The 21,253-nt window shown below is 66.0% G+C and carries 12 protein-coding genes and 1 pseudogene; 4 read left to right on the top strand and 9 right to left on the bottom strand.

Annotated features, from left to right (window positions below; all coding sequences use genetic code 11):
* Positions 1–18: 18 nt before the first annotated feature.
* The 6 genes and pseudogenes from moaE to CSZ94_RS08160 form a co-directional block, all read right to left on the bottom strand.
* The gene (moaE, locus tag CSZ94_RS08185) at positions 19–486 is read right to left on the bottom strand and encodes a molybdopterin synthase catalytic subunit MoaE (RefSeq protein ID WP_102121056.1); all 468 of its coding nucleotides are present in this window, start codon (positions 484–486) and stop codon (positions 19–21) included.
* Positions 483–3,068: a DUF349 domain-containing protein gene (locus CSZ94_RS08180; RefSeq protein ID WP_102121093.1), complete on the bottom strand. Its 2,586-nt coding sequence runs from the start codon at positions 3,066–3,068 to the stop codon at positions 483–485. The genes moaE and CSZ94_RS08180 overlap by 4 nt, the downstream gene beginning before the upstream one ends.
* A 192-nt stretch (positions 3,069–3,260) precedes the next feature.
* Complete coding sequence (locus CSZ94_RS08175) at positions 3,261–3,923, bottom strand: hypothetical protein (protein ID WP_146009771.1); 663 nt, start codon at positions 3,921–3,923, stop codon at positions 3,261–3,263.
* 105 nt (positions 3,924–4,028) lie between these two features.
* Positions 4,029–6,725, bottom strand: coding sequence for a bifunctional acetate--CoA ligase family protein/GNAT family N-acetyltransferase (locus CSZ94_RS08170; RefSeq protein WP_180977400.1), 2,697 nt, complete (start codon positions 6,723–6,725; stop codon positions 4,029–4,031).
* Positions 6,726–6,834: 109 nt separating this feature from the next.
* Positions 6,835–7,827: a DUF2804 domain-containing protein gene (locus tag CSZ94_RS08165; protein WP_102121054.1), complete on the bottom strand. Its 993-nt coding sequence runs from the start codon at positions 7,825–7,827 to the stop codon at positions 6,835–6,837.
* A pseudogene (locus tag CSZ94_RS08160) lies at positions 7,824–9,106 on the bottom strand (winged helix-turn-helix domain-containing protein). Before CSZ94_RS08160 ends, CSZ94_RS08165 begins: the two are co-directional and overlap by 4 nt.
* A 298-nt stretch (positions 9,107–9,404) precedes the next feature.
* Here CSZ94_RS08160 and CSZ94_RS08155 point away from each other — a divergent pair.
* Positions 9,405–11,558: a TonB-dependent receptor domain-containing protein gene (locus tag CSZ94_RS08155; RefSeq protein WP_102121053.1), complete on the top strand. Its 2,154-nt coding sequence runs from the start codon at positions 9,405–9,407 to the stop codon at positions 11,556–11,558.
* Between the two features lie 37 nt (positions 11,559–11,595).
* Here the strand turns inward: CSZ94_RS08155 and CSZ94_RS08150 are convergent, their stop codons facing one another.
* On the bottom strand, positions 11,596–12,264 hold the full coding sequence (locus CSZ94_RS08150; RefSeq protein WP_102121052.1) for a response regulator: 669 nt from the start codon (positions 12,262–12,264) through the stop codon (positions 11,596–11,598).
* Positions 12,265–12,286: 22 nt separating this feature from the next.
* Complete coding sequence (locus CSZ94_RS08145) at positions 12,287–12,658, bottom strand: YajD family HNH nuclease (protein WP_010396763.1); 372 nt, start codon at positions 12,656–12,658, stop codon at positions 12,287–12,289.
* Between the two features lie 281 nt (positions 12,659–12,939).
* Between CSZ94_RS08145 and CSZ94_RS08140 the strand changes: the two genes are divergently transcribed.
* The 3 genes from CSZ94_RS08140 (at position 12,940) to CSZ94_RS08130 (ending at position 21,029) form a co-directional block, all read left to right on the top strand.
* Positions 12,940–15,960 carry a PAS domain-containing protein gene (locus CSZ94_RS08140; RefSeq protein WP_258000840.1) on the top strand — a complete coding sequence of 1,007 codons (3,021 nt, stop codon included), beginning with the start codon at positions 12,940–12,942 and terminating at the stop codon, positions 15,958–15,960.
* A 67-nt stretch (positions 15,961–16,027) separates the two neighbouring features.
* Positions 16,028–17,254 (top strand): exonuclease SbcCD subunit D C-terminal domain-containing protein, encoded by a 1,227-nt coding sequence (locus CSZ94_RS08135; RefSeq protein ID WP_102121050.1) that lies wholly within the window; start codon positions 16,028–16,030, stop codon positions 17,252–17,254.
* A 16-nt stretch (positions 17,255–17,270) separates the two neighbouring features.
* Positions 17,271–21,029 (top strand): AAA family ATPase, encoded by a 3,759-nt coding sequence (locus tag CSZ94_RS08130; protein ID WP_102121049.1) that lies wholly within the window; start codon positions 17,271–17,273, stop codon positions 21,027–21,029.
* On the opposite strand, the gene CSZ94_RS27955 is transcribed toward CSZ94_RS08130, so the two are convergent.
* Positions 21,026–21,193: a hypothetical protein gene (locus CSZ94_RS27955; RefSeq protein WP_180977399.1), complete on the bottom strand. Its 168-nt coding sequence runs from the start codon at positions 21,191–21,193 to the stop codon at positions 21,026–21,028. The two genes, CSZ94_RS08130 and CSZ94_RS27955, sit on opposite strands and share 4 nt — an antisense overlap.
* Positions 21,194–21,253: the final 60 nt, after the last annotated feature.

Raw genomic sequence — 21,253 nt, 5'->3', positions numbered from 1 at the left:
GTGTGCGGCGCAGCCGCCTCACTTGGGGCGTGCCGTCCATTTGTCCAGCGCCGTCTCGTCGCTGTCGCGCGCATCGACCCAGCGCGCGCCTTCCGGCGTGTCTTCCTTCTTCCAGAACGGCGCTTCCGTCTTCAGGTAATCGATGATGAACTCGCAAGCGGCGAAGGCCTCGCCCCGGTGGGCGGACGAGACGGCCACCAGTACGATCTGTTCCTGCGGCAGCAGGGGCCCTACACGATGAATCACCAACGCGCCGGACAAGGGCCAGCGACCCCGCGCCTGCTCGACGATGGCCTCGATGGACTTTTCCGTCATGCCCGGATAGTGCTCGAGTTCCATGGCGGCCACGTCCTGCCCTTCGTTCATGTCGCGCACCGTGCCGACAAAGCCAACGACGGCGCCTACCTTGGGGTTGCCTGCACGCAATTGTGCAATTTCTTGACTGAGGTCAAAATCAGCGTGCTGGACGCGAACGGAAGTGCTCATTTGGCGTGGCCGCCGATGCGGCGCAGCAAGGTTTCGATGCGGCTGGCCGTGCGCGCATCGGTGGCGGCGGCAATCGCGCACAGCTGCATCAGCTGCGACACTTGCGTGAGCGGCTTCTGGCCCGACTTCAGCGACGACTGCAACACTTCCACTTGCATTTTCAGGCGATCGCGGGCAAATTCAGCACCGCTGTCGACGCCGGCGACGATTTCCAGGCGCAACACTTCATCACGCAAGCGCTGCTGGTTGGCCTGCAATTGCTGCACGTAAGCGGCGTTGCCCTCGCCCAGTGCGGCCTGAGCGGCGGCAAAGCGCTGCTGCAAGCTGCGTTCATACTGGGTGTCGAGCGGTGGCAAGGCGCTCCAGCGCTGAAGCCAAGCGGCCGCATCCGCACCGGCATCGCCTTCCAGCAAGGCCGTTTCCAATGCCTGCACCAGGCGCAGCTTGTCGCGCAGGGCGTTGGCCTGGGCCGCACCGGCGCGCTCGGCGATGGCATCCGCTTGCGCTTGCACGCCAGCAACAGCCTCCTGGTAACGCTGCTCGATCTTCGCTTCGTTGGCGCGCGGCACGGGGCCGGTGGCGTTCCAGGCGGCACGCGTGTCGCGCAACAAGTGCTGGATGGAGGTCGCGCGGGCCTTGTCATCACCCTCGGGCACGACGGCCGTTTCCAGGCTGACGCACAGGGCTACGCGTGCATGCAGGTGTTCGCGGCGCTCGTGGTCAGCCGCATGGGCCGTTTCCTTGCGCTGGGCAAAGATGTCGTCGCAGGCGGCGCGGAAACGCTGCCACAGCGCCTGTTCCGCGCGGCGCTCCAGCGGCAAGGCTTTCGCCAGTTCCTGCCATTTGTCTTGCAAGGCTTTCAGCATGTCGACCGTGTTGCGCTCGGACGGCTTGAGCAAGCCCACTTCGACGATCAATTGTTCGCGCCGCGCCGTCTCGATCTGGCGCTGCGTGTCCAGCGGCTTCGACAGGGCATCCAGCGCGGCGCCAAATTCCGTATCCAGGCGTTTCTTTTCCTTGCGGTCGATGGTGCCCAGGCGCGTCCAGGCCTGGCGCAAACGCTGCGAGGCGGAGGCGACGTGTTTCCAGTCGGTACTCTCTTCGGCCGCCAGGGCCGCCGTTTCCGCGATCAATTCCTGGGCCTTGGCCGCGTTGCCGTGGCGCTCATCGGCCAGTAGCTTGAAATGCTGGGCCGCTGGCGCGTACGCCAGGCTGCAGGCGGCGTCGAAACGCTCCCACAACGACTTGGGCGCGGGGCCGGACAAGGTATCGAGCGACTTCCAGCGCTCGCGCAAGCTGCCCACTTTCTTGGCCAGCTCGGCCATTGGCAGTTCCTGTGCCGGCAATTCCTCGCCCGCCTTGACCAGTTCCTCGCGCGACACGTTGCCGCCCCAGCGCGCCCAGTCGGCCAGTTGTTTGAATTGCCCGCGCACATGGGCCAGGCGATCCGCTTGCGCAGGTGTCAGGCGGCCGTGTTTGCTGTCGCGCAAAGTCTTGTCATGCTCGGAAGCCACGTGCAATAAGCCATCCTGCAGCGCCGCTTCCATGGCGTCGAGCACCTTGAACAACTGCTGCGTCGCTTCTTTCGACACGGGAGCGAGCTCCTGGCGCGGCTTGCGCGGCGCAAGTACAGGTGCGGCATGCGCCGGTGTGGCCTCTGTTTCCGTCGTCTGCACGGGCGCCGGGGCGCTGGCCAGCACGGCCGCAAATTGCTGCTGCAGGCTGTCGGACAGCGGCGACTCGGGCAGGCGCGGCAGGGCTTGCCAAGCGCGCTTCAAGGTGTCAGCGTCGAGTGTGGCGGCGTCCTGCGCCTGCCATTCGGTCAGCGCGGCCTGACGCGCGTCGAACACGGCCTGGTGCTGCTGCAGCGCTTGCAAGGCGGACTGGGCCTGTTCGCGCGCCTGGATGAAATCGCTTTCCAGGTGTTTCGGCAGCGAAGCGCGCTCGGGCGATTGCGCATGCTGCGCATGTTGCGCATCCAGGCGGGCCAGCGTCTGCGCCAGTTCGCCTGCGGACTGGCCATTGCTCACCGACGCGCGCGCGGCGGCGACGGCATCGATCACGGCGCGCTGTAACACCACTTGCGCTTCCAGGCGGGCGGCCAGCGCGGCACGCGCAACGATAAAGGCGCTCGCCAGTTCGGGCGTGGCCTTGATGACTTGCCATTGGCGGTCCAGCTCGGCTACTTGATTCGGGCTCAGCTTGTCATCGTTCAGCAGGCGTTGGGCCGTATCGATGCTGGCCTGGGCGCGCTGGGTTTCTGCCGCCTGGTGGCGGATCAGGTCGATGCGGCCCTGCATCAGCTTGGCGACGCGGCGGTCCGTGTTGCGCATGGCCTGGTGGACTTTTTCCAGCAGCGGCAAGGAATGGACGTGTTCGGCCGCGATCAGACGGGCATCGGCAAATTCGCTGGAGACAATGCATTCAAAGGCGGCGGCTTCGTCGCCCGCCACGGCATGGGCGCGCGCAACCTGTTCGGCGCGGCGCGATGCGCTCTGCGCCGAGGCGGCGGCCTGTTCTGCCACGACAGGGTCTGGTGCGGAAGGCTTGCTGGCAGAAAGCTTGAAAAGAAATTCGAACATGACGGGTTTCGCGTGGATCAAAACCACCATCATAACAAAGCCCGGGGCATTGCATCGGACAGGTCTGTACAAGTTACCAAATGAGTAAGGTGGTGAGCCACATCGCATTTCCCCCACGGGAGCGCCAGCAGAAAATCAGGGGCCTGGAGCCGGCGCAGACGCGCGGACGGGGGTGTGCGCTCGCTAACCCGTTCAAGCCTGCGCGCGCCGCGCCAGCGGCATGGCAGGCGCGGCGTCCACAGGGGCAGCGGCCGCATTGTCGCTGGCGTCAGCGGCACCGCCAGGCGTATCCGGCGACGGCAAAGGCACTGGCAAAACAAAGGGCAACACCTGCGCCTTGCCACGACGCGCTTCCTGCGCGCGCGCATCGTGGGCGAGGAACTGGTAGGCGATGGCAAACCACGCTTCGCCCACGATGACCTTGCGCGCCAGGGCGAACAGTTCGCGTTCTTCTTTTTCCAGGCGCTGCAGCAAGGCTGCGCAAAAGGCGTCGATGGCGGCGCACAGCTGCTCGGCCTGCAATTCGGAATGGTCGATGGCGGCGCCCGCGCGCTGCTGCACGACATTGATGCTTTCCAGCGCAGCGTGGTTCAAGCCGTTGATTTCATTCAACAGACCATCGGCATGCGGCGCGGCCTGGCGGATGGCGGGGATCAGATACATTTCCACCTTGCGCCAATACCCGCCCTGGTACAGCCGGTTCAGCCAGTCACCAGCATACTGCAGCTGCGCCAGGCTGAGCTGGTTCTGGTGGCGCAACTGCACATGCATGTATTTTTGAAAAGCTAACAAGCTCACGCGGATGCTGGCCTGTTCCACCGACAGGGAAACCAATATATATGTTGCCGTAAGCATGCACTCACTCCCGAAAACGCGCTGGATATGTCATCCTGGAAGTGAAAGTGTAAAGACTACCGACAGGGACGGGTTTGATCCTGCACAAACCCGCAGCGGCTTTTTTCAAGGCGCGCGCAAGCCGATATGCAGGTTGACGACGCCCGGCTCTTCCGACGGCGAGACTTCGCCGCCAAAGCTTTTCACCAGCCGCTGCATGCCCTTGTTGCGCGCCATCGCCTCGCCCACGAGCGCTTCCGTGCCGCGGCTGCGGAAGTAGTCGACCAGCTTTTCAAACAGGATATGGCCCAGGCCCTTGCCTTTCAGGGCCGAGCGCACGGCGATGGCGAAATCGGCGTGGATATTGTCCGGATCGGCCACGGCGCGCACCACGCCCAGGGTTTCCGGCTTGCCGTCAGGGCCCGTGTGCGTGGCGATGAAGGCCATGGCGCGGTCGTAATCGATCTGCGTCAGGCGCGCCAGTTGCGACACGGGCAGCTCGCGCATGGAAGTGAAAAAGCGCAGGCGCACGTCGTCCGGGTCCAGCGCGTGGAACAGATCCATGTGCTGCGGCGCGTCTTCAGGGCGTATGGGGCGCAGCAGCAGGGGTAGCCCCATCCACGTCACATGCTCTTCCAGCTCCTGCGGATACGGGCGGATGGCCAGGCGGTCGCTCTTCTGGCCCGGCTGCAAACGGATGCGCGCGTCGAGGGCGATCACGCCGTCGGCGTCGGCCACCAGGGGGTTGATGTCGAGTTCGGCCAGTTCGCCGATATCGGCCACCAGCTCGGCCACCTGGATCAGGGTGTAGCAGATGGCATCGATGTCGGCCGGCGGCTGGTTGCGGTAGCCGGCCAGCAGTTTCGACACGCGCGTGCGCGCCAGCATGTCGCGCGCCAGCACCATGTTCAGCGGCGGCAGGCCGATGGAGTGGTCGGCCGTCACTTCCACGGCGATGCCGCCCTGCCCCACCAGGATGACGGGACCGAAGGCGGCGTCCGTGGTGACGCCGACGATCAGTTCATGCGATTGCGGCCGGCGCGCCATCTGCTGCACCGTGAAGCCGTCGATCAGCGCATCGGGGCGCATGCGGCGCACGCGCTTGAGCATGGCGGCAGCGGCCGCGCGCAGGATGTCGGGCGTGTCGAGATCGAGCGCCACGCCGCCCACGTCGGATTTGTGGGCGATGTCGGGCGAATGGATTTTCAGCGCCACCGGGTAGCCGATGTCCGCCGCCACGGCCAGCGCCTCTTCCACGTCGGCCGCCATGCGCGTGGTGGCCACCGGGATGCCGTAGGCGGCCAGGATTTCCTTCGCGCGGCATTCGCCCAGCACTGTCTGGCCGGCCGCCAGCGCGGCGGCGACGATTTCGCGCACGCGCGCGCGGCGCGGCGTGGCCGACATGGGCAGCTGCGCCGGCACCTGCATCAGGGTTTCCTGGTTGCGCCGGTATTGCACGATCTGCATGAAGCCATGCACGGCTTTTTCCGGCGTGTCGTAGGTGGGAATGCCGGCCCGATTAAAGACCTGGCGCGCGGGTGCCACGGTGGTGCCGCCCAGCAGGCACGACAGCACCGTGCGCGACGTGGCCTTGATCAGCGGCGTGACGGCTTCGGCGATGTCGATCGACGAGATCATGGCCGTGGGCGCGTGCAGCAACAGCAAGGCGTCCGCCTGCGGCTCGTCGAGCAGGGGCTTGATGGCGTCGACATAACGCTGCACGGGCGCGTCGCCGGGCAAGCCCACGGGGTTGTCGTGCGACCAGCCCCGTGGCAAGGCCTTTTCCAGGGCGATCACGGTATCGGGCGACAAATCAGCCAGCTTGCCGCCGCTGCCCACCAGCGCATCGGTGGCCATCACGCCCAGGCCGCCGCCATTGCATAAAATCGCCATGCGCTCGCCGCGCTGCGAACGGATATGCGTAAGCGTTTCCACGGCGTCGAACAGTTCCTCGGCCGAATACACGCGCAGCATGCCTGCGCGGCGGATGGCCGCGTCATACACGGCGTCGGAGCCGGCCAGCGCGCCCGTATGCCAGGCCGCCACGGCCGCGCCTTCCGCCTCGCGTCCCGCCTTCAAGACGATGACGGGCTTGCTGCGCGCGGCCGCGCGCGCCGCCGACATGAATTTGCGCGCCGCCTGGATGTCTTCCATGTACAGCAGGATGGCGGCCGTGTCGATGTCGCCGGCCAGGTAGTCGAGCAGGTCGCCGAAATCGATGTCATAGCTGCCACCGAGGGAAATGAACTTGGAAAAGCCCACGCCATGCGCATTGGCCCAATCGAGCACGCCCGACACCAGCGCGCCCGATTGCGAAACGAAGGCGATCTTGCCGCTGGTCGCGCCAAGGTGGGCAAAGCTGGCGTTCAGCCCCAGCTTCGGCACCAGCAAGCCCATGCTGTTGGGCCCCAGGATACGCAGCAGATGCGGCTTGGCTGCTTTCAGCATGGCCAGGCGCAGCGACTGCTCGCGCACGGGATCGAGACCGGACGTCATGACGATGGCGGCGCGCGTGCCCAGCGCGCCCAGTTCGCGGATCAGGGCCGTGATGCTGGCGGGCGGCGTGCAGATGATGGCCAGGTCCGGCGCCTTGGGCAACTGGGACAGCTTGCGGTAGCATTTCAGGCCCATCAACTCGTCGTACTTGGGATTGACGGGCCAGATGTCACCTCTGTACTGCGCCCCTTTGTCCTGCGCGCCTTGCTGCCCGCCGCCCAGCAGATTAGAGAGGGCGATGGCACCCAGCTTGTGTTCGCGCGCCGTGGCGCCGATCAGGGCCACCGAGGCCGGCTTGAACAGCTTGTCGAGATTACGGATACTCATGTTCTGGCCTCATGGATTGCCGCAGTGGCTTGGTAACACCCCAGTGTATAGGATGCGCTGCCAAAAAAACTTGACCTTGTGGCGCGTTTCGCAAAAAATCCGCGCGCACCTACCAGCGCGAGCGGTGGCTTTCCGTCACGCCCGCCAGCTGTGCCACGATGCGCTTGGGAGACTCCGCGCTGGTACGCACCCAGCCGCTGAAAGTGCCGATGGGCTGGATGTAGCGGCTGGCGGCGAGCCACAGGTTTTTATCTTCGCGCCGCGCGCCCTCGGGCTTGAAATGCAAGTCCAGCAGATCGTCATCCGTCCACACATGCCATGGCGCCAGCGGGTTGTCGGGATTGAAGTCGAAATGCGCGCGGCCCAGCGGATACAGCTGGCCATCGAGCCACAGTGCGTTTTCATGCGCGCCGAAATAACCGGCCTGCAGATTGAAGCCCAGGTCCAGGCTGTGCGCCGAGGCCCAGCGCCATTCCGTCTCGCGCGCCAGCAAGCCGTTCGAATAATCGAAGCTGGCCACGCCGTCATCGAGACTGTAGCCCATGGCGCCGCAGCGCACGCTGCCCCACAAGGGCAAACCGCCTGACTTTTGCGTGGCGTGCACGGAGCCGCCCTCGCCCACGGGCCCCACGGCCAGCAGGGTCGGCGCCACGGGCGGGCCGAATTCCGCATCGATGCCGAAATGGCCGCAATCGAGCTGCAAACGGTAGCGCTGCTGCGGCTGGGCCTCGATGGCGATCACTTGCCAGAGGAAGCGGAAGCGGCTGCTGGCGCCCGCATGCGGCGCCACCGATGCGCACAGGCCGGGAATGCCATCCTGCGAAAAGGCGGCCACGATCTTGCCCTTGTGGCGGTCGAAGGCATAGGCAAACGCCGTGCTGGTCCAGCCCAGGTCGACGATGGCCACGCCGCAGAACAGGGCGGGCGTGGACAGGGCCACATAGTGCCAGCGCTTGTGGTGGAACAAGCGCCAGAGGGCGCCGCGCGCGTGCGGCGGCGCCAGCGCAGCCCAGTCGAATGCGTTCAATTGCCCCGTGTAGCGGCCAAAACGGGGCTGGCCGTCGGCGTCGAGCAGCGCGGGCGGGGCCGATGGCAGCGTCATGCGGCCCGCCTTGCCGCGTCGCGACCATCCTGCAGGGCGGCCGCCAACTGCGCGCCGAAGGCCTCCGGTTGTGCTCGCGCAATATCAATCTCCGGGCACGCATGCCAGAGCGCCAGGCGCTGCACGGCGCCGGCCACGTCCCGCACCAGGCGGGCACTGAGGCGCACGCCCTCTTCCAGCGCCAGCGACTTGATCTCGAAGCGCCCCTGCGCGCGGTGCGCCTTGGCGTCCAGGCGCCCCACCAGCGCGCCGCGGCGCAAAATCGGCAAGGTAAAGTAGCCATAGCGGCGCTTCTCGGCTGGTGTGTAGCATTCGAGCCGGTAGTCAAAGCCGAACAATTCCAGCGCGCGGCGCCGGTCCCAGACGACGGGGTCGAAGGGCGACAATATCGTCGTCAGGGTGGGCGCCAGCTTGCCGGCCATCGCCGCGCGCAGCAATTCGCCATGTTCGGCATGCACATACACGGCATCCTCCCAGCCAGCCACGGCGCAGCGCAGCAACGCGCCCTCGTCCGCCAGCGCCTGCAGATCCTGCGCCAGGCTGGCGCGCGCTTGTTTCGTGCGGAAGTAATCGCTGATCCAGCCGGCGCGTGCCAGACCCAGGGCCTTCACGCTGGCCAGCAGCAGGCGGCGCCGCACTTGCTCTTCGGGCGGCAGCAAGCCGTCGTGCCAGCCTGGCAGCACGCGTTCGGCCAGGTCGTAATAGCGCTGGAACTGATGGCGTTTGGCGATCATCAGCACGCCTGACGTAAATAGCACTTCGAGCGCGCGTTTTTCCGGCTTCCAGCTCCACCAGCCGCCCGCCTGGCCATCCGTGCGTTCAAAGTCGGCCGAGCGCGCGGCGCCGTTGACGCGGATATGTTCGAGCACCGTAGCCACGGCGTCGCCCTGCTCGGACATCCACTTGACCGAATATTTCCAGCCCATGGCGGCCGGATCGAGCATGCGGTGGCGGTACAAGCCATAGTCTTCGATGGGCACGAAGCAGGCTTCATGCGCCCAGTATTCGAACAGCGCGCCCTCGGCCAGCAATTGCTCCAGCCAAGGCTGCGGATAGTCGCCCAGCCGGCTCCAGAGCACCAGATACGGGCTGCGCGCCACCACGTGGATGGTGTCGATCTGCAGCACGCCCATCTGGCGCACGGCGGCCAGCACGTCGGCCTGACGGCCTTCTTGCGGCGCGCCTGCAGCAATCCCTGCGCGGCCAGGTGCAAGGCGCGCGCGGCAGCCAGCGATAAAGGGGGGAGGTCGGGAGAAATCTGCTTGTCTGGGCTGTGCATAGCTGAAAGATACCGCATTCCGCGTGACACTTGCACGTTTTATCGCTATCGGCTTGCCCGGCAACGGCACGCAACCCAGGCGCACGACGCCGCAGCCGACGACGACGACGACGACGACACAGTGCCGCGCATTCCCGGTCAGCTTGTTAAGAATCTCTTAAGAACTTCTGCGCATGCTTCGGAGCAAAATATTTTTTGGGAAGCCAGGTCCGCAACTGTAAATGATTCTTATTGCCTCCATGATTCCCATTACTTAAACAATACAGACCAATAACTGATCAACCCTCCAGGAGTTTGCATGTCCAACAGCACCCGCCGCCCGCGCCTGCCGCGCCCCACCACCCTGGCCCTGGCCTTGGCCACCCTGTCCTGCCTGCCGGCTTACGCCCAGACGGGTACGCCTGCCAGCATGCCGGAAGTGGTCGTGTCCGCCTCCGGTTTCGAACAGGACATCAAACAGGCGCCCGCCTCGATCACCGTGCTGACGCGCGCCGAGCTGTCGAAAGAGCGCTTCGGCAACCTGACGCAGGCGCTGGAAAGCGTGGAAGGCATCGACGTGGGCGCGGCGGGCGACAAGACGGGCGGCATGAACATCAGCATCCGCGGCATGCCCAGCGACTACACGCTGGTGCTGATCGACGGACGGCGCCAGAACGCGGCCGGCAATGTCACGCCGAACGGCTTCGGCGGCACGCAGACCAGCTTCATGCCGCCGCTGGCCGCCATCGAGCGCATCGAGATCATCCGCGGCCCCATGTCGACCCTGTACGGCTCGGACGCCATGGGCGGCGTGATCAACATCATCACGCGCAAGGTGGGCAAGCAGTGGATGGGCTCCGTCTCGGCCGATTACACCTTGCAGCAGGAATCGGACTTCGGCGACGTGAAAAACGGCCGCTTCTACCTGAGCGGCCCCATCGCCACCGACCTGCTGGGCCTATCCCTGCGCGGCAGCAAGCAGCGCCGCGATGCGGCCAACATCGGCTACAACGACGCGGCCGGTGCGGAAATCGTGCCGAACATGGGCGCCAACCCCGTGCGTGCGGACATAGCCAACTTCGGCGCGCGCCTGGCCTTTACGCCGAACCGCTACCACACCGTCATCCTCGACGCCGACGCGGGCCGCCAGACCTACGACAATTCGAACGGCCAACTCGGCACCAAGACGGTGCAGGGCGGCTACGGTCCCGAGCAAAAATACAAGCGCGACCAGTGGACCCTGTCGCACACGGGCCGCTTCGGCTTCGGCACCCTCGACAGCAGCTACATGGTGAACAAGACGGAAACCCTGGGCCGCACGATTCCGCCAGGCACGCCGGGCGCCGTCGCCGGCAGCGCGCGCACGCTGGAAGTGGAAAGCCAGGTCTTCGATACCAAATTGGTCATGCCTTTGGGCAAACACATGGCCACCATCGGCGCACAATGGTGGAGGGCGGAAATGACGGATGGCGTGGCGCCAAAAAAATTCGAATTCACGCAAAAAGCCCTGTTCGTGGAAGACGAATGGCAGGTGCTGGAGCATCTCGCGCTGACCTTCGGCGCCCGCTATGACGATCACAGCATCTTTGGCGGCCAGACCAGCCCGCGCGCCTATGCCGTGTGGAATGCGACGCCAAGCTGGACCGTCAAGGGCGGCGTCAGCAAGGGCTACAAGACGCCGCGCGTGGAACAATTGTCGCCAGGCATCAACGGTTTCGGCGGCCAGGGCACGATTCCCCTCGTCGGCAGCCCGAACCTGAAGCCGGAAACGAGCACGACAACGGAAATCGGCGCGTATTTCGACAACCTGGCCGGCTGGACCGCCAGCGGCTCCCTGTTCAACAATACATTCAAGGACAAGATCACCACGGGCACGGGCCTCGTCAACTGCGATTACCGTCCATCGCCGAACCGTCCCGACTGCGTCAGCTTCGGCAACTGGCCCAATGTGGATGCGTTTGGCCAGTCGGTCAATGTGGATGAGGCCGTCACGCGGGGCGTCGAGCTGAACACGCGCTTCCCGCTGGGCAAGACCTTGTCGGCCAGCGCCAACTATACGTACACGGAAAGCGAACAGAAGAGCGGCAGCAACGCCGGCAAGCCCCTGAGCGATACGCCCAAGCACGCCGTCGATGCGCGCCTGAGCTGGGATATCTCGCGCGAGTGGAACGGCTGGCTGCGCGCCGAGTACCGCAGCGAACGCTTCCGCGATCCCGGTACCTCGGCTTCCACGCGCGCCGCCAAGGCCGCGCTGGGCGACTACCAGGGTTACACCATGTTGCACCTGGGCAGCAGCTACCAGCTGAACCAGCGCGTCACCCTGACCGCGGCCGTATACAACCTGCTCAACAAGGACTTCATCGACTACCAGCCTTACCGCCAAGGGTCAGGCCCGGCACTGACCTACGCCAACCGCTATGTCAACAGCCTGGACGGACGCCGTCTGTGGCTGTCGGCGACTGTCGATTTCTAATCAGGCGGGCGGCCTCCGGGCCGCCCGTTTTTTTTCGTCAAACCGCTTTAGGCTTGTCGATGCAATAACCGATTGCATGCACGGTGCGTATCAAGTCCCGCCCCAGCTTCTTGCGCAGGTGGTGGATATGCACTTGCACGGCATTGCTCTCCACTTCGCCACCCCAGCTGTACAGGTTTTTTTCCAGCTGTTCCCGGCTCAGCACCCGGCCACCGTGTTCCAGCAGCAGTTGCAGGATGCGGAACTCCTTCACCGTCAAGGTCACGGGCAAGCCGCCTTGCGTCACCTGCCGGTGCGCGATATCGAGCATCAGCTCGCCATGCACGAGGTTTTCGCGCAGGCGACCGGCGGCGCGCCGGCAGGCGCTGCGGATGCGCGCGGCCAGCTCGTCAAGGTCAAACGGTTTCACCAAAAAATCGTCGGCGCCCGCGTCCAGGCCCGCTATACGCTCGCCCACCTTGTCACGCGCCGTGACGATCAGCACGGCGCCGCTGTAGCCCTGGTCGCGCAGCACGCCCAGCGCCTGCATGCCGTCCTGCCCCGGCAAACCCAGGTCGAGCAGGATGCAGCCATAGTCGTGCAGGCGCACGGCCGTGTGCGCCTGTTCAGCGCTCGTGACCCAGTCGACGGCATAGCCGCCCTGTTCCAGGCCGATCTGCGTGGCGCGACCCAGTTGCGGATCGTCTTCGGTCAGCAAGATGCGCATGGGGTGGGGGCCGGCGGCCCGCTCAGTCCTTCTTCTTGATCAGACCGGCCAGCGCGGCGAAGGGATTGTGGGTGGCAGGCGCTACCTCGGCCGACAGCAGGCCGGCGCCGCGGTCCGCTTCCAGGTAGCGCGAGTGCTCATTGTCGTGGCAATACAGGCACAGCAATTCCCAGTTGCTGCCGTCCGGCGGATTGTTGTCATGATTATGGTCGCGGTGGTGCACCGTCAGTTGCTGCACGTTGGCACGCGTAAATTCGCGCGTGCAGCGACCGCACACCCACGGATACATCTTCAGCGAGCGCTCGCGGTAGCCGCTCTCGCGCTGGTCGGCGGCGCGGCGCGCTTCGGCCACGATCTTGTCCAGTCTTGCCGCGTCGGGCTTTTTACTCTGCATGACAACTTTCGATATGGGAGGTAGAAGCGCTCATTTTAATGAGGATGGGGGCGCAATTGTACTTTTTCTGCCACGGCACCAGCCCGTGTCGCCGCCGGCGTGCTTTTTTTTGCGTGCGCGGCACCACAGAAACTTGATTTAACGCAGAATAAGCCCAGCGACAGACCGCGAACAGACGATGGCAGCGGCGGCAACAGGGTTAGCCGCAAGGCAGCCGAATCGGCTATCATGCGCGCCACGCCGCCCCTCCCCTTTACCATGAATCCAGCCTGCAAGCGCCCGTGATAGCGATAACAATATCCCTGCAACGCCTTGCCCGCCGCCTGTACCGACTCAGCCTGGTGCCCCTGTTTGCGCTTATCTTGCTGCTGGCGCTGTGGGCGGCCGTCTTTTACCAGGTGAGCCAGGAGCGCGCCAGCGCCGTGCGCGACGCCGTGGCCGTCAGTCAGTCGCTGGCGCGCACTCTGGCCGACCATACCAGTTTCACTCTGCGCCAGACGGACCACGCCACCCAACTGTTCAAGCTCAAATACGAGGAAACGGACGGCGGGCTGCGCCTGAATGAATTCACGCGCCGCCAGGGCCTGCTCGACAGCGTGCTGCCGTCGAAGCTGGCACTGCCGATCGCCCTCATCGACGCGCAAGGCAATGTGACCGACAGCGCCAACGCGTATTTTCCGGAAAACCTGGCCAAGCAGGCATTTTTCAGGGCACTGGCCGCGAATACGTCCGACACGGCCCTGGTCGACACGCCCATGCTCGACGCTGGCAGCAAGCACTGGACCATCCGCCTGGCACGCCGCCTGAACGATGCGCAGGGCGGCTTTGCCGGCGCCATCATCATCCACGTCGACCCCACGTATTTTGTCGACGACTACGACCGCCTGAACCTCGACGCACAGGGCGCGCTGATGCTGGTGGCGCGCGACAGCGGCCTGACGGTGGGGCGCATCGGCGAGCAATTGATCCTCAGCGACCGCATCGACTTCCGCATGCCTGGTGCGCCCCGGCACGCGCCCGAAGAACTGCTGATCGAGCCGCCCGTCGACGCGACGGCGCGCATCTACAGCTACCGCGAACTGTCGCGCTACCCGCTGCTGGCCGTGGTGGGCGTCAGCCGTGCCGTTGCCCTGACGCGCTTCGAACATCGCCGCCTGGCGTATGTCGGCGCGCTGCTCGCTGCCAGCGTGCTCATTGCCGGCTTTACTGCTCTGCTGATGCGTCAGAGTGCACGCCTGCGCCGCAGCATCCGCCAGGCCAAGGAAACGCAAGCCTTGCTGCGCGCAGCGCACCAGGGCAGCCTCGATGCCGTGCTGCTGCTGAAGGCCTGGCGCCCCGCGCCGGGCAAGCCGGTGGAAGACTTCATCTTCGCCGACGTCAACGAGCGGGCCGCCGACATGCTGGGCAAGCCACGCTCCGAACTGCTGGGCCAGCGCGTACTGCCGCAGGTGCCGCTGCTGCGCGGCGAGCGTTTTTTCAAGCGCTTCGTGCTGGTGATGGAAACGGGCCAGCCGCTGGAGGACGAATTCGAACTGACACTGGCCTCGGGCGGCACGCGCTGGCTGCGCCACCAGGTGGTGCCCATCACCGACGGCGTAGCCGTCACCTCGCGCGACATCAGCGCGCGCAAGCACGACGAACTGGCGCTGCAGGATAACCGCAGCTTCCTGCAGTCGCTGATCGACCATTTGCCGGTGCTGGTCTACGTAAAAAGCGCGCGTCCGGAAAATTTCGGCAAGATGGAGGTGTGGAACAAGGCGGCCGAGGATATCACCGGCCACCTGGCCGCCGACGTCATCGGCAAGACCGATTGCCAGGCCTTTCCGCCCGGCTTCGGCCTGCACGATGCCGAAGACGACCGCGCCATCCTGGCCGAGCGCGGCGTCATCGAGCATACGGAAAAGCCCTTGCGCCTGCGCGATGGCAGCCTGCGTTACCTGCGCGCCGTCTCCGTGCCCGTGTTCGACGAGCGCCAGCAGATCGAACATATCCTGTGCATCGCCGAGGATATCTCGCAGCGCCGCCAGCAGGAACTGGAACTGCGCCAGAAACAGGCCGAACTGGCCGCCGTCAACGACGCCTCGCCGCTCGGACTGGTGCGCCTGGACCGCCAGCGCCGCTGCACCTACGTCAACCGCACCTTCGAATCGATCACGGGCCTGCCGCGCGCCGCCGCCCTGGGCGCCGGCTGGACCAGCGCCCTGCACCCGGACGACTATCCGCTGATGCACGTGGCGCTGGAACAGCTTACGCGCAGCCACGCGCCCTTCCAGTCCACCTTGCGCTGCCTGCAACCCGACGGCAGGCTGGTCTGGGTCTCCGTTAAAATTGCCCCCATCCTCATCGACGGCCAGATCGAAGGCTACGTGGGCAGCCTGGACGACATCACCACCTTGCGCGAATCGGAAGTGGCGCTGCTGGAAAGCGAAGCGCGCCTGCGCACCATTGCCGACACCTTGCCGGCAATGGTCGCCTACATCGACGCCGAGCAGATCTACCGTTTCCTGAACATCGCCTATGAACGCGAATTCGGCCTGACGGGCCGGCTGGCGCTGGGCAGCAGCGTGCGCGAGACGGTGGGCGAAGCGCGCTACCGCACGGTGGCGCCGTATATCGAACGCGTGCTGGCGGGCGAAACCTTGAGCTTCGAGGAAGAAGATGAAAAGGAAGGCATCGAACGCTGCATGGAAGTGATCTACATCCCGCAGATCGGCGAAGACAAGCTGCAGGTGGCGGGTTTTCACGTGATGCGCCAGGATATCACCGTGCAAAAGCGCGAAAAACAGCGCTTGCTGAAGCTGGCCCAGGTCGATGCGCTGACCGGCTTGTCGAACCGCGCCGGCTTCCAGCAAAAACTCAGCGATGCCATGCACGCGAGCCGCCAGCAGCAGCACCTGATGGCCGTCATGTACATGGATATCGACCGTTTCAAGCCCGTCAACGACACGCATGGACACGGCACCGGCGACGCCCTGCTGCGCGCCTTCGCCCAGCGCCTGACGCAAACCATGCGCGTCACCGACATCATCGCCCGCCTGGGCGGCGACGAATTCACCATCATCATGGAACAGATCGCCAAGCCCGACGACGCGGCTCTGCTGGCGGAAAAGGTCGTCGCCGCCATGCAGCAGCCGTTCGAACTCGATGGCATCACCGTGCGCATTTCCGCCAGCATTGGCCTGGCCTTCTACCGCGCCGAAGACATTCCCCCTGCCGTGCTGCTGCAGCGCGCCGACGTGCTGCTGTACCAGGCCAAGCAGGAAGGCAGGAACACTTATCGCGTGGGTGCTGCAGTGCTTTGATCCAGCCGCTGGCGCCTGGCGCCATTCCTGCTATATTGGCGCCTGTCTTCCCTACCCTTGCCCCACCATGCGCCTGCTGCACACTTCCGACTGGCATCTGGGCCAGACCCTGCATAATTATGAACGGGGCTACGAGCACCAGCGCTTCCTCGACTGGCTGCTCGACACGCTCGTGGCCGAACGCGTCGACGTGCTGCTGGTGGCGGGCGACGTGTTCGACAACGCCAACCCGTCGGCCGCCTCGCAAAAGCAGCTGTACGTGTTCCTGCAGCAGGCGCGCGCGCGCCTGCCCGCACTGCAGTTGATCGTCGTCGCCGGCAACCACGATTCGGCCGGACGGCTCGAAGCGCCAGCCCCCCTGCTGGCCGCGCACGGCACGCACGTCATCGGCCATTTGCTGCGCGGCGAGAATGGCGACGTCGACCTGGAACGCCTGCTGCTGCCCTTGTCGGGCGCCGATGGGCAGGTGCAGGCCTGGTGCCTGGCCGTGCCTTTCTTGCGCCCCGGCGACGTGCCGAAGCTGCCGGCCGGCGATATCCAGGATGCCTACCTGGGCGGCATCGCCCTGCTGTACCGCCAGTTGACGGATCTGGCGCTGGCGCGCCGCCAGCCCGGGCAAGCCATCCTCGCCATGGGCCATTGCCACATGGTGGGAGGCGAGATGTCGAACGACTCCGAACGGCGCATCGTCATCGGCGGCACCGAGATGCTGCCATCGGGGATCTTCGACGCCGCCATCGCCTACGCGGCGCTGGGCCATTTGCACAAGGCGCAAACCGTCGGCGGGCAAGAATATATCCGCTACTGCGGCAGCCCGATTCCCCTGTCGTTTGCCGAAGTGAACTACCGCCACCAGGTGCTGTGCCTCGACATCGAAGGCGAAACGCTGCAGTCGGTGCGCGCCATCGAGGTGCCGCGCGCCGTGCCCCTGCTGCGCGTGCCCGCCACGCCGGCGCCGATTGCCGAAGTGCTGGCGCAGCTGGCCGCCCTCGACGTGCCTGCGGCGCCACCGGAAACGCAGCCATTCCTGGAAGTGCGCGTGCGCCTGGATGCGCCCGAGCCGGGCCTGCGCACGCGCATCGAAACGGCACTCGACGGCAAGAGCGTGCGCCTGGCGAAAATCGAAACCTCAAGCGCCCCGCGCAGCAGCGCGCCCGAGAACATGACGCTCGACCAATTGGGCCAGCTGCAGCCCGACGACATCTTCCGCCGCCTGTACTTGCAAAAATACGCCAAGGAAGCGCCACAAGAACTCCTCTCGGCGCTGGCCGAACTGCTGCTGCCCGGCGCCTGACTGCACCAGAAAAAACATGAAAATCCTGAAAATCAGCGGTAAGAACCTGGCCTCGCTGGCTGGCGAATTTGAAGTCGACTTCCAGCAGGAGCCGCTGGCATCTTCCGGCCTGTTTGCCATCAGTGGCCCCACGGGCGCGGGCAAGAGCACCCTGCTCGACGCGCTGTGCCTGGCCCTGTACGACGCCACGCCGCGCCTGCTGAAAGTGCTGGGCCGGGGCAGCGCCTTGCCTGACGTGGGCAAGGAAACCGTCAACGCCCAGGATACGCGCACCCTGCTGCGCCGCGGCACGCCGGACGGTTACGCGCAAGTCGATTTCGTCGGCAACGATGGTGCGAGCTACCGCGCGCGCTGGAGCGTGCGCCGCTCGCGCACCCGGGCCGAAGGGGCGCTGCAGGCGACCGCCATGAGCTTGCACCAGCTGCCCGCGCTGCAACCCATCGGCGGCACCAAGACGGAAGTCAAGGAAGAGATCGAAAAACGCATCGGCCTGTCGTTCGACCAGTTTACGCGCGCCGTGCTGCTGGCGCAGAACGAATTTTCCACCTTCCTCAAGACGGAAGACAATGAACGGGGAGAGTTGCTGGAAACCCTGACGGGCAGCAGCATCTATACCGATATTTCCATGCGCGCCTTCGAGCGGGCGAAAAAGGAAAAGCAGGTCCTCGAACGCCTGGGCGAAAAACTGGCCGACCAGCGGCCCTTGTCGCCGGAAGCACGCACCGAGACCGAGGTGCTGTGCGGCGCAGCCGAGACCACCTTGCAAACGATCGACTTGCGCAAGGCAGTGCTGGAACTGCAGCAGCGCTGGCACCAGGAGACGCACAAGCTGCAAACCCAGGTCAGCGCCGCGCAAGAGGCGCTCGATAGCGCGGCCTTTGAACGCGCCGCTGCCGAAGAACGCCGCGCGGCGCTGGCGCAGTGGGAATTGCTGCAACCGGCGCGCCCCCTGATCGACGACGTGGCGCGCCTGGCGGGCGAGATCGCCAGCACCGGCGCCGCGCTGGAAGCGTCGCGCGCGCAGGCGGCGCACGCCGTGGCCAGCGAAGCGCAACTGGCGCAGGCCTTGCAGCTGGCGGCCACAGCCTTGCTGGCCCGTGAAGCGGCGCAGCGCGATGCCGCGCCCCAGCTCGATCAAGCCAAGGCGCTCGACGCCGGCATTGCCGCCCACTTGCCCGCGCACCGCCAGGCGCAAGATGGCGCCCTGGCCGCCGACCAGGCCAACGAATCGGCGCGCGCCACGCTGCACGCGCTGCAGCAGCGCCAGCACGCCGCGCAGGCGGAACAGGAAGCGGGACGCCAGTGGCTGGCATCGCACCAGCAGTGGCAGGCGCTGGCGCAAGCGTGGCAGTTGTGGGATCAATTGTTCGCCCAGGCCGGGCAAGCGGCCGCGCAAGCCGATGCGGCCGACGCCAGCATGGCCGATTCGGCACGCCAGGTGCACCAGGCCTTTGACGCCACGCAGGCGGCGCAAGCGGCGCTGGCCAGCGCCGCAGCCGTGCTGGCGGCGCGCGATGCCGAACGGCGCGAAGCGACAGCCGCCGTGCATGCCATCGATGGCCAGGGGCTGCAGGAACAGCGCGGCCAGCTGGAAGCGCACGCGCGCATTTTGACCAGCGCGGAAAAAACCTGGAGCGAACTGGCACGCCAGCAGCAGGCGCTGGCGCACTGGCAAGCCAGGGCAGCCCAGCTGGCGCAGGCAGCGCAAGCGGAAAGTACGGCATTGGCGACGGAAGCGGCGCAGACGGCGCTGCTGGAGGCCCGCTTGGCGCAGGCGGAAAAATCCTTGAAAGGTGCCGAAGCGGCATGCGCGGCCAGCGTCGAACAGCTGCGCGCCACCTTGCAGGACGAGCAGCCCTGCCCCGTCTGCGGCGCACTCGACCATCCGTACAGCCACGCCGATCACGCTTTGCAGGCGATGCTGGCCAGCTTGCAAGATGAAGTACTGGCCTGCCGCACGCAATCGCGCAGCAATCTGGAGCAGCTGGCCACGCACAAGTCGGCGCTGGCCGGCTATGCGCGCGAACAGGCACAAATAGAAACCGAACTGGCGGCTCTGCCGCCCGCCATCGCCACCCTGGAAACGCAGTGGCGGCCGCATGGCGACAAGCTGCAACTGCCGCCGGAAAACCAGCGCGCGGACTGGTTCACGCAGCAGCTGGCAGCCAATGCGGCCGGCATGCAGGCGCTGGCGCAGCAGGAGGCGGCGCTGCGCCAGGCCAGCGCGCGGCGCGAACAAGCGCAGGCGGCGCATGAACTGGCGGCCAGCGACCACGCGCGCTGCACAAGCACCGTCGCCGATGCGCAAGCGCGGCTGGCGCAGCTGCAAGCGCAGCAAGCCGGCAATGCCGACAAGGGCGAGACGGCGCGCGCCGCGCTCGATGCCTTGCTGGCGCAGCTCGATGCCGCCTTTGCCGACGCCGACGGCGCCGAGGACTGGAAAGACAGCTGGCGCGCAGGACCGGCCGACTTCCGCGCGGCGCGCGAAACGGAAAGCCGGCAATGGCTGAAACAGCAGGCAGACCAGGACAACCGCGGCCACGCGCTGGCGACTCTGGCAGCGCAGCTGGAAGCGGTGCTGCTGGCCGCCGGCAAGGCGCAGCAAACGGCGCAGGAAGCCCACGCCGCCTTTGCCGCCACCGACAAACAGCGCACGGCACTGCAAGCGCAGCGCAACGCGCTATGGCAGGGCCAGGGCGTGGCCGAGGTCGAGCGCGCACTGGCAGCCGCCATCACGGCAGGCAAGGAGCTGCTGGCGCAGCAGCAAGCGGCGGCGCAGTCGGCCAGCCAGGCGCGCGCGCGGCTCGATGAAGCGTGCGCGCAAGCGACCCTGCGTCTGGATACCTTGCGCCAACAAGACAGCGATGCCGCGGCAGCGCTGGAGGACTGGCTGCGCCAGTTCCAGCTTGTCCATCCCGCTCACGCGCCCGCCACGCTTGACGATTTGCGCGCGCATCTGGCCATCGCGCCGGAAGCCATGCGCGCCGAACGGGACGCCCTGCAAGTGATCGCCGACCGCCACACGGCGGCGCTCTCCGTGCTGGCCGAGCGCCGGCAGCAGCATGCGGATCACCTGGAGCGGCCACCGGAAGCACTGGAAACGGACGTCGCCGCGCTACAGGCCGCGCTTGACGCGCTTGGCGCGGAACGCCAGGCGGCCAACCAGGAAGCGACGCGCTTACGCCTGGCCATCGCGCAGGACGACGCCAGGCGCCACAGCGCGCACGCGATGCTGGCGCAAATCGAGGCGCAAGCCATCATCGAACGGCGCTGGGCCAGCCTGAATGAATTGATCGGCTCGGCCGACGGCAAGAAATTTCGCAACTATGCGCAGCAATTCACGCTGGAAGTGCTGCTGGGCTATGCCAACGCGCATTTGAACCACCTGGCGCGCCGCTATCAGCTGGAGCGCATCGACAACCCGAACAATCCGTCGCTCGGCCTGATGGTGCGCGACCAGGACATGGGCGGCGAGCTGCGCTCCGTGCACTCGCTGTCGGGCGGCGAATCGTTCCTCGTCTCGCTGGCCCTCGCGCTGGGCCTGGCCTCGCTATCGTCGAACCGGGTGCGCGTAGAATCGCTGTTCATCGACGAAGGTTTCGGCAGCCTGGACACGGAAACCCTGCGCGTGGCCATGGATGCGCTGGACGGCTTGCAAGCGATGGGCCGCAAGGTGGGCGTCATCTCGCACGTCCAGGAAATGACGGAGCGCATCGCCACCCGCATCCTCGTGCAGCCGGGGTCCGGCGGCAAGAGCGTGGTGACGGTGCGCTAGCGTGGCACAGCTTCGCGGCCCAGCCTGAGCAAATCCCAGCCCAGTTCTCGGCGGATCTGCTCGGGGTCGGGCGGTGGCCGGCGCTGTTCCAGCTCCGCTTTCAACCACTTCCTGACCAGCTCCTTGGCCGGCAGTACAGACCTTTCCTTGTCATGTTTTTCCATGCTGCTACCTCTTCAATGGCGGTCAGACGACCTCCTGTATACGTTCAACGTCATGGCGCG

The organism is Janthinobacterium sp. ROICE36 (assembly GCF_002869965.1).
GTDB lineage: Bacteria > Pseudomonadota > Gammaproteobacteria > Burkholderiales > Burkholderiaceae_D > Janthinobacterium.
This window is presented reverse-complemented; position numbering and strand designations above follow the sequence as displayed.

What these genes read in the sequence shown, in the direction of transcription:
- CSZ94_RS08180 (WP_102121093.1), bottom strand. Translation starts at nt 3,068, where the DNA reads ATGTTCGAATTTCTTTTCAAGCTTTCTGCCAGCAAGCCTTCCGCACCA.
- moaE (WP_102121056.1), bottom strand. Translation starts at nt 486, where the DNA reads ATGAGCACTTCCGTTCGCGTCCAGCACGCTGATTTTGACCTCAGTCAA.
- CSZ94_RS08165 (WP_102121054.1), bottom strand. Translation starts at nt 7,827, where the DNA reads ATGACGCTGCCATCGGCCCCGCCCGCGCTGCTCGACGCCGACGGCCAG.
- CSZ94_RS08135 (WP_102121050.1), top strand. Translation starts at nt 16,028, where the DNA reads ATGCGCCTGCTGCACACTTCCGACTGGCATCTGGGCCAGACCCTGCAT.
- CSZ94_RS08145 (WP_010396763.1), bottom strand. Translation starts at nt 12,658, where the DNA reads ATGCAGAGTAAAAAGCCCGACGCGGCAAGACTGGACAAGATCGTGGCC.
- CSZ94_RS27955 (WP_180977399.1), bottom strand. Translation starts at nt 21,193, where the DNA reads ATGGAAAAACATGACAAGGAAAGGTCTGTACTGCCGGCCAAGGAGCTG.
- CSZ94_RS08130 (WP_102121049.1), top strand. Translation starts at nt 17,271, where the DNA reads ATGAAAATCCTGAAAATCAGCGGTAAGAACCTGGCCTCGCTGGCTGGC.
- CSZ94_RS08175 (WP_146009771.1), bottom strand. Translation starts at nt 3,923, where the DNA reads ATGCTTACGGCAACATATATATTGGTTTCCCTGTCGGTGGAACAGGCC.
- CSZ94_RS08150 (WP_102121052.1), bottom strand. Translation starts at nt 12,264, where the DNA reads ATGCGCATCTTGCTGACCGAAGACGATCCGCAACTGGGTCGCGCCACG.
- CSZ94_RS08155 (WP_102121053.1), top strand. Translation starts at nt 9,405, where the DNA reads ATGTCCAACAGCACCCGCCGCCCGCGCCTGCCGCGCCCCACCACCCTG.
- CSZ94_RS08170 (WP_180977400.1), bottom strand. Translation starts at nt 6,725, where the DNA reads ATGAGTATCCGTAATCTCGACAAGCTGTTCAAGCCGGCCTCGGTGGCC.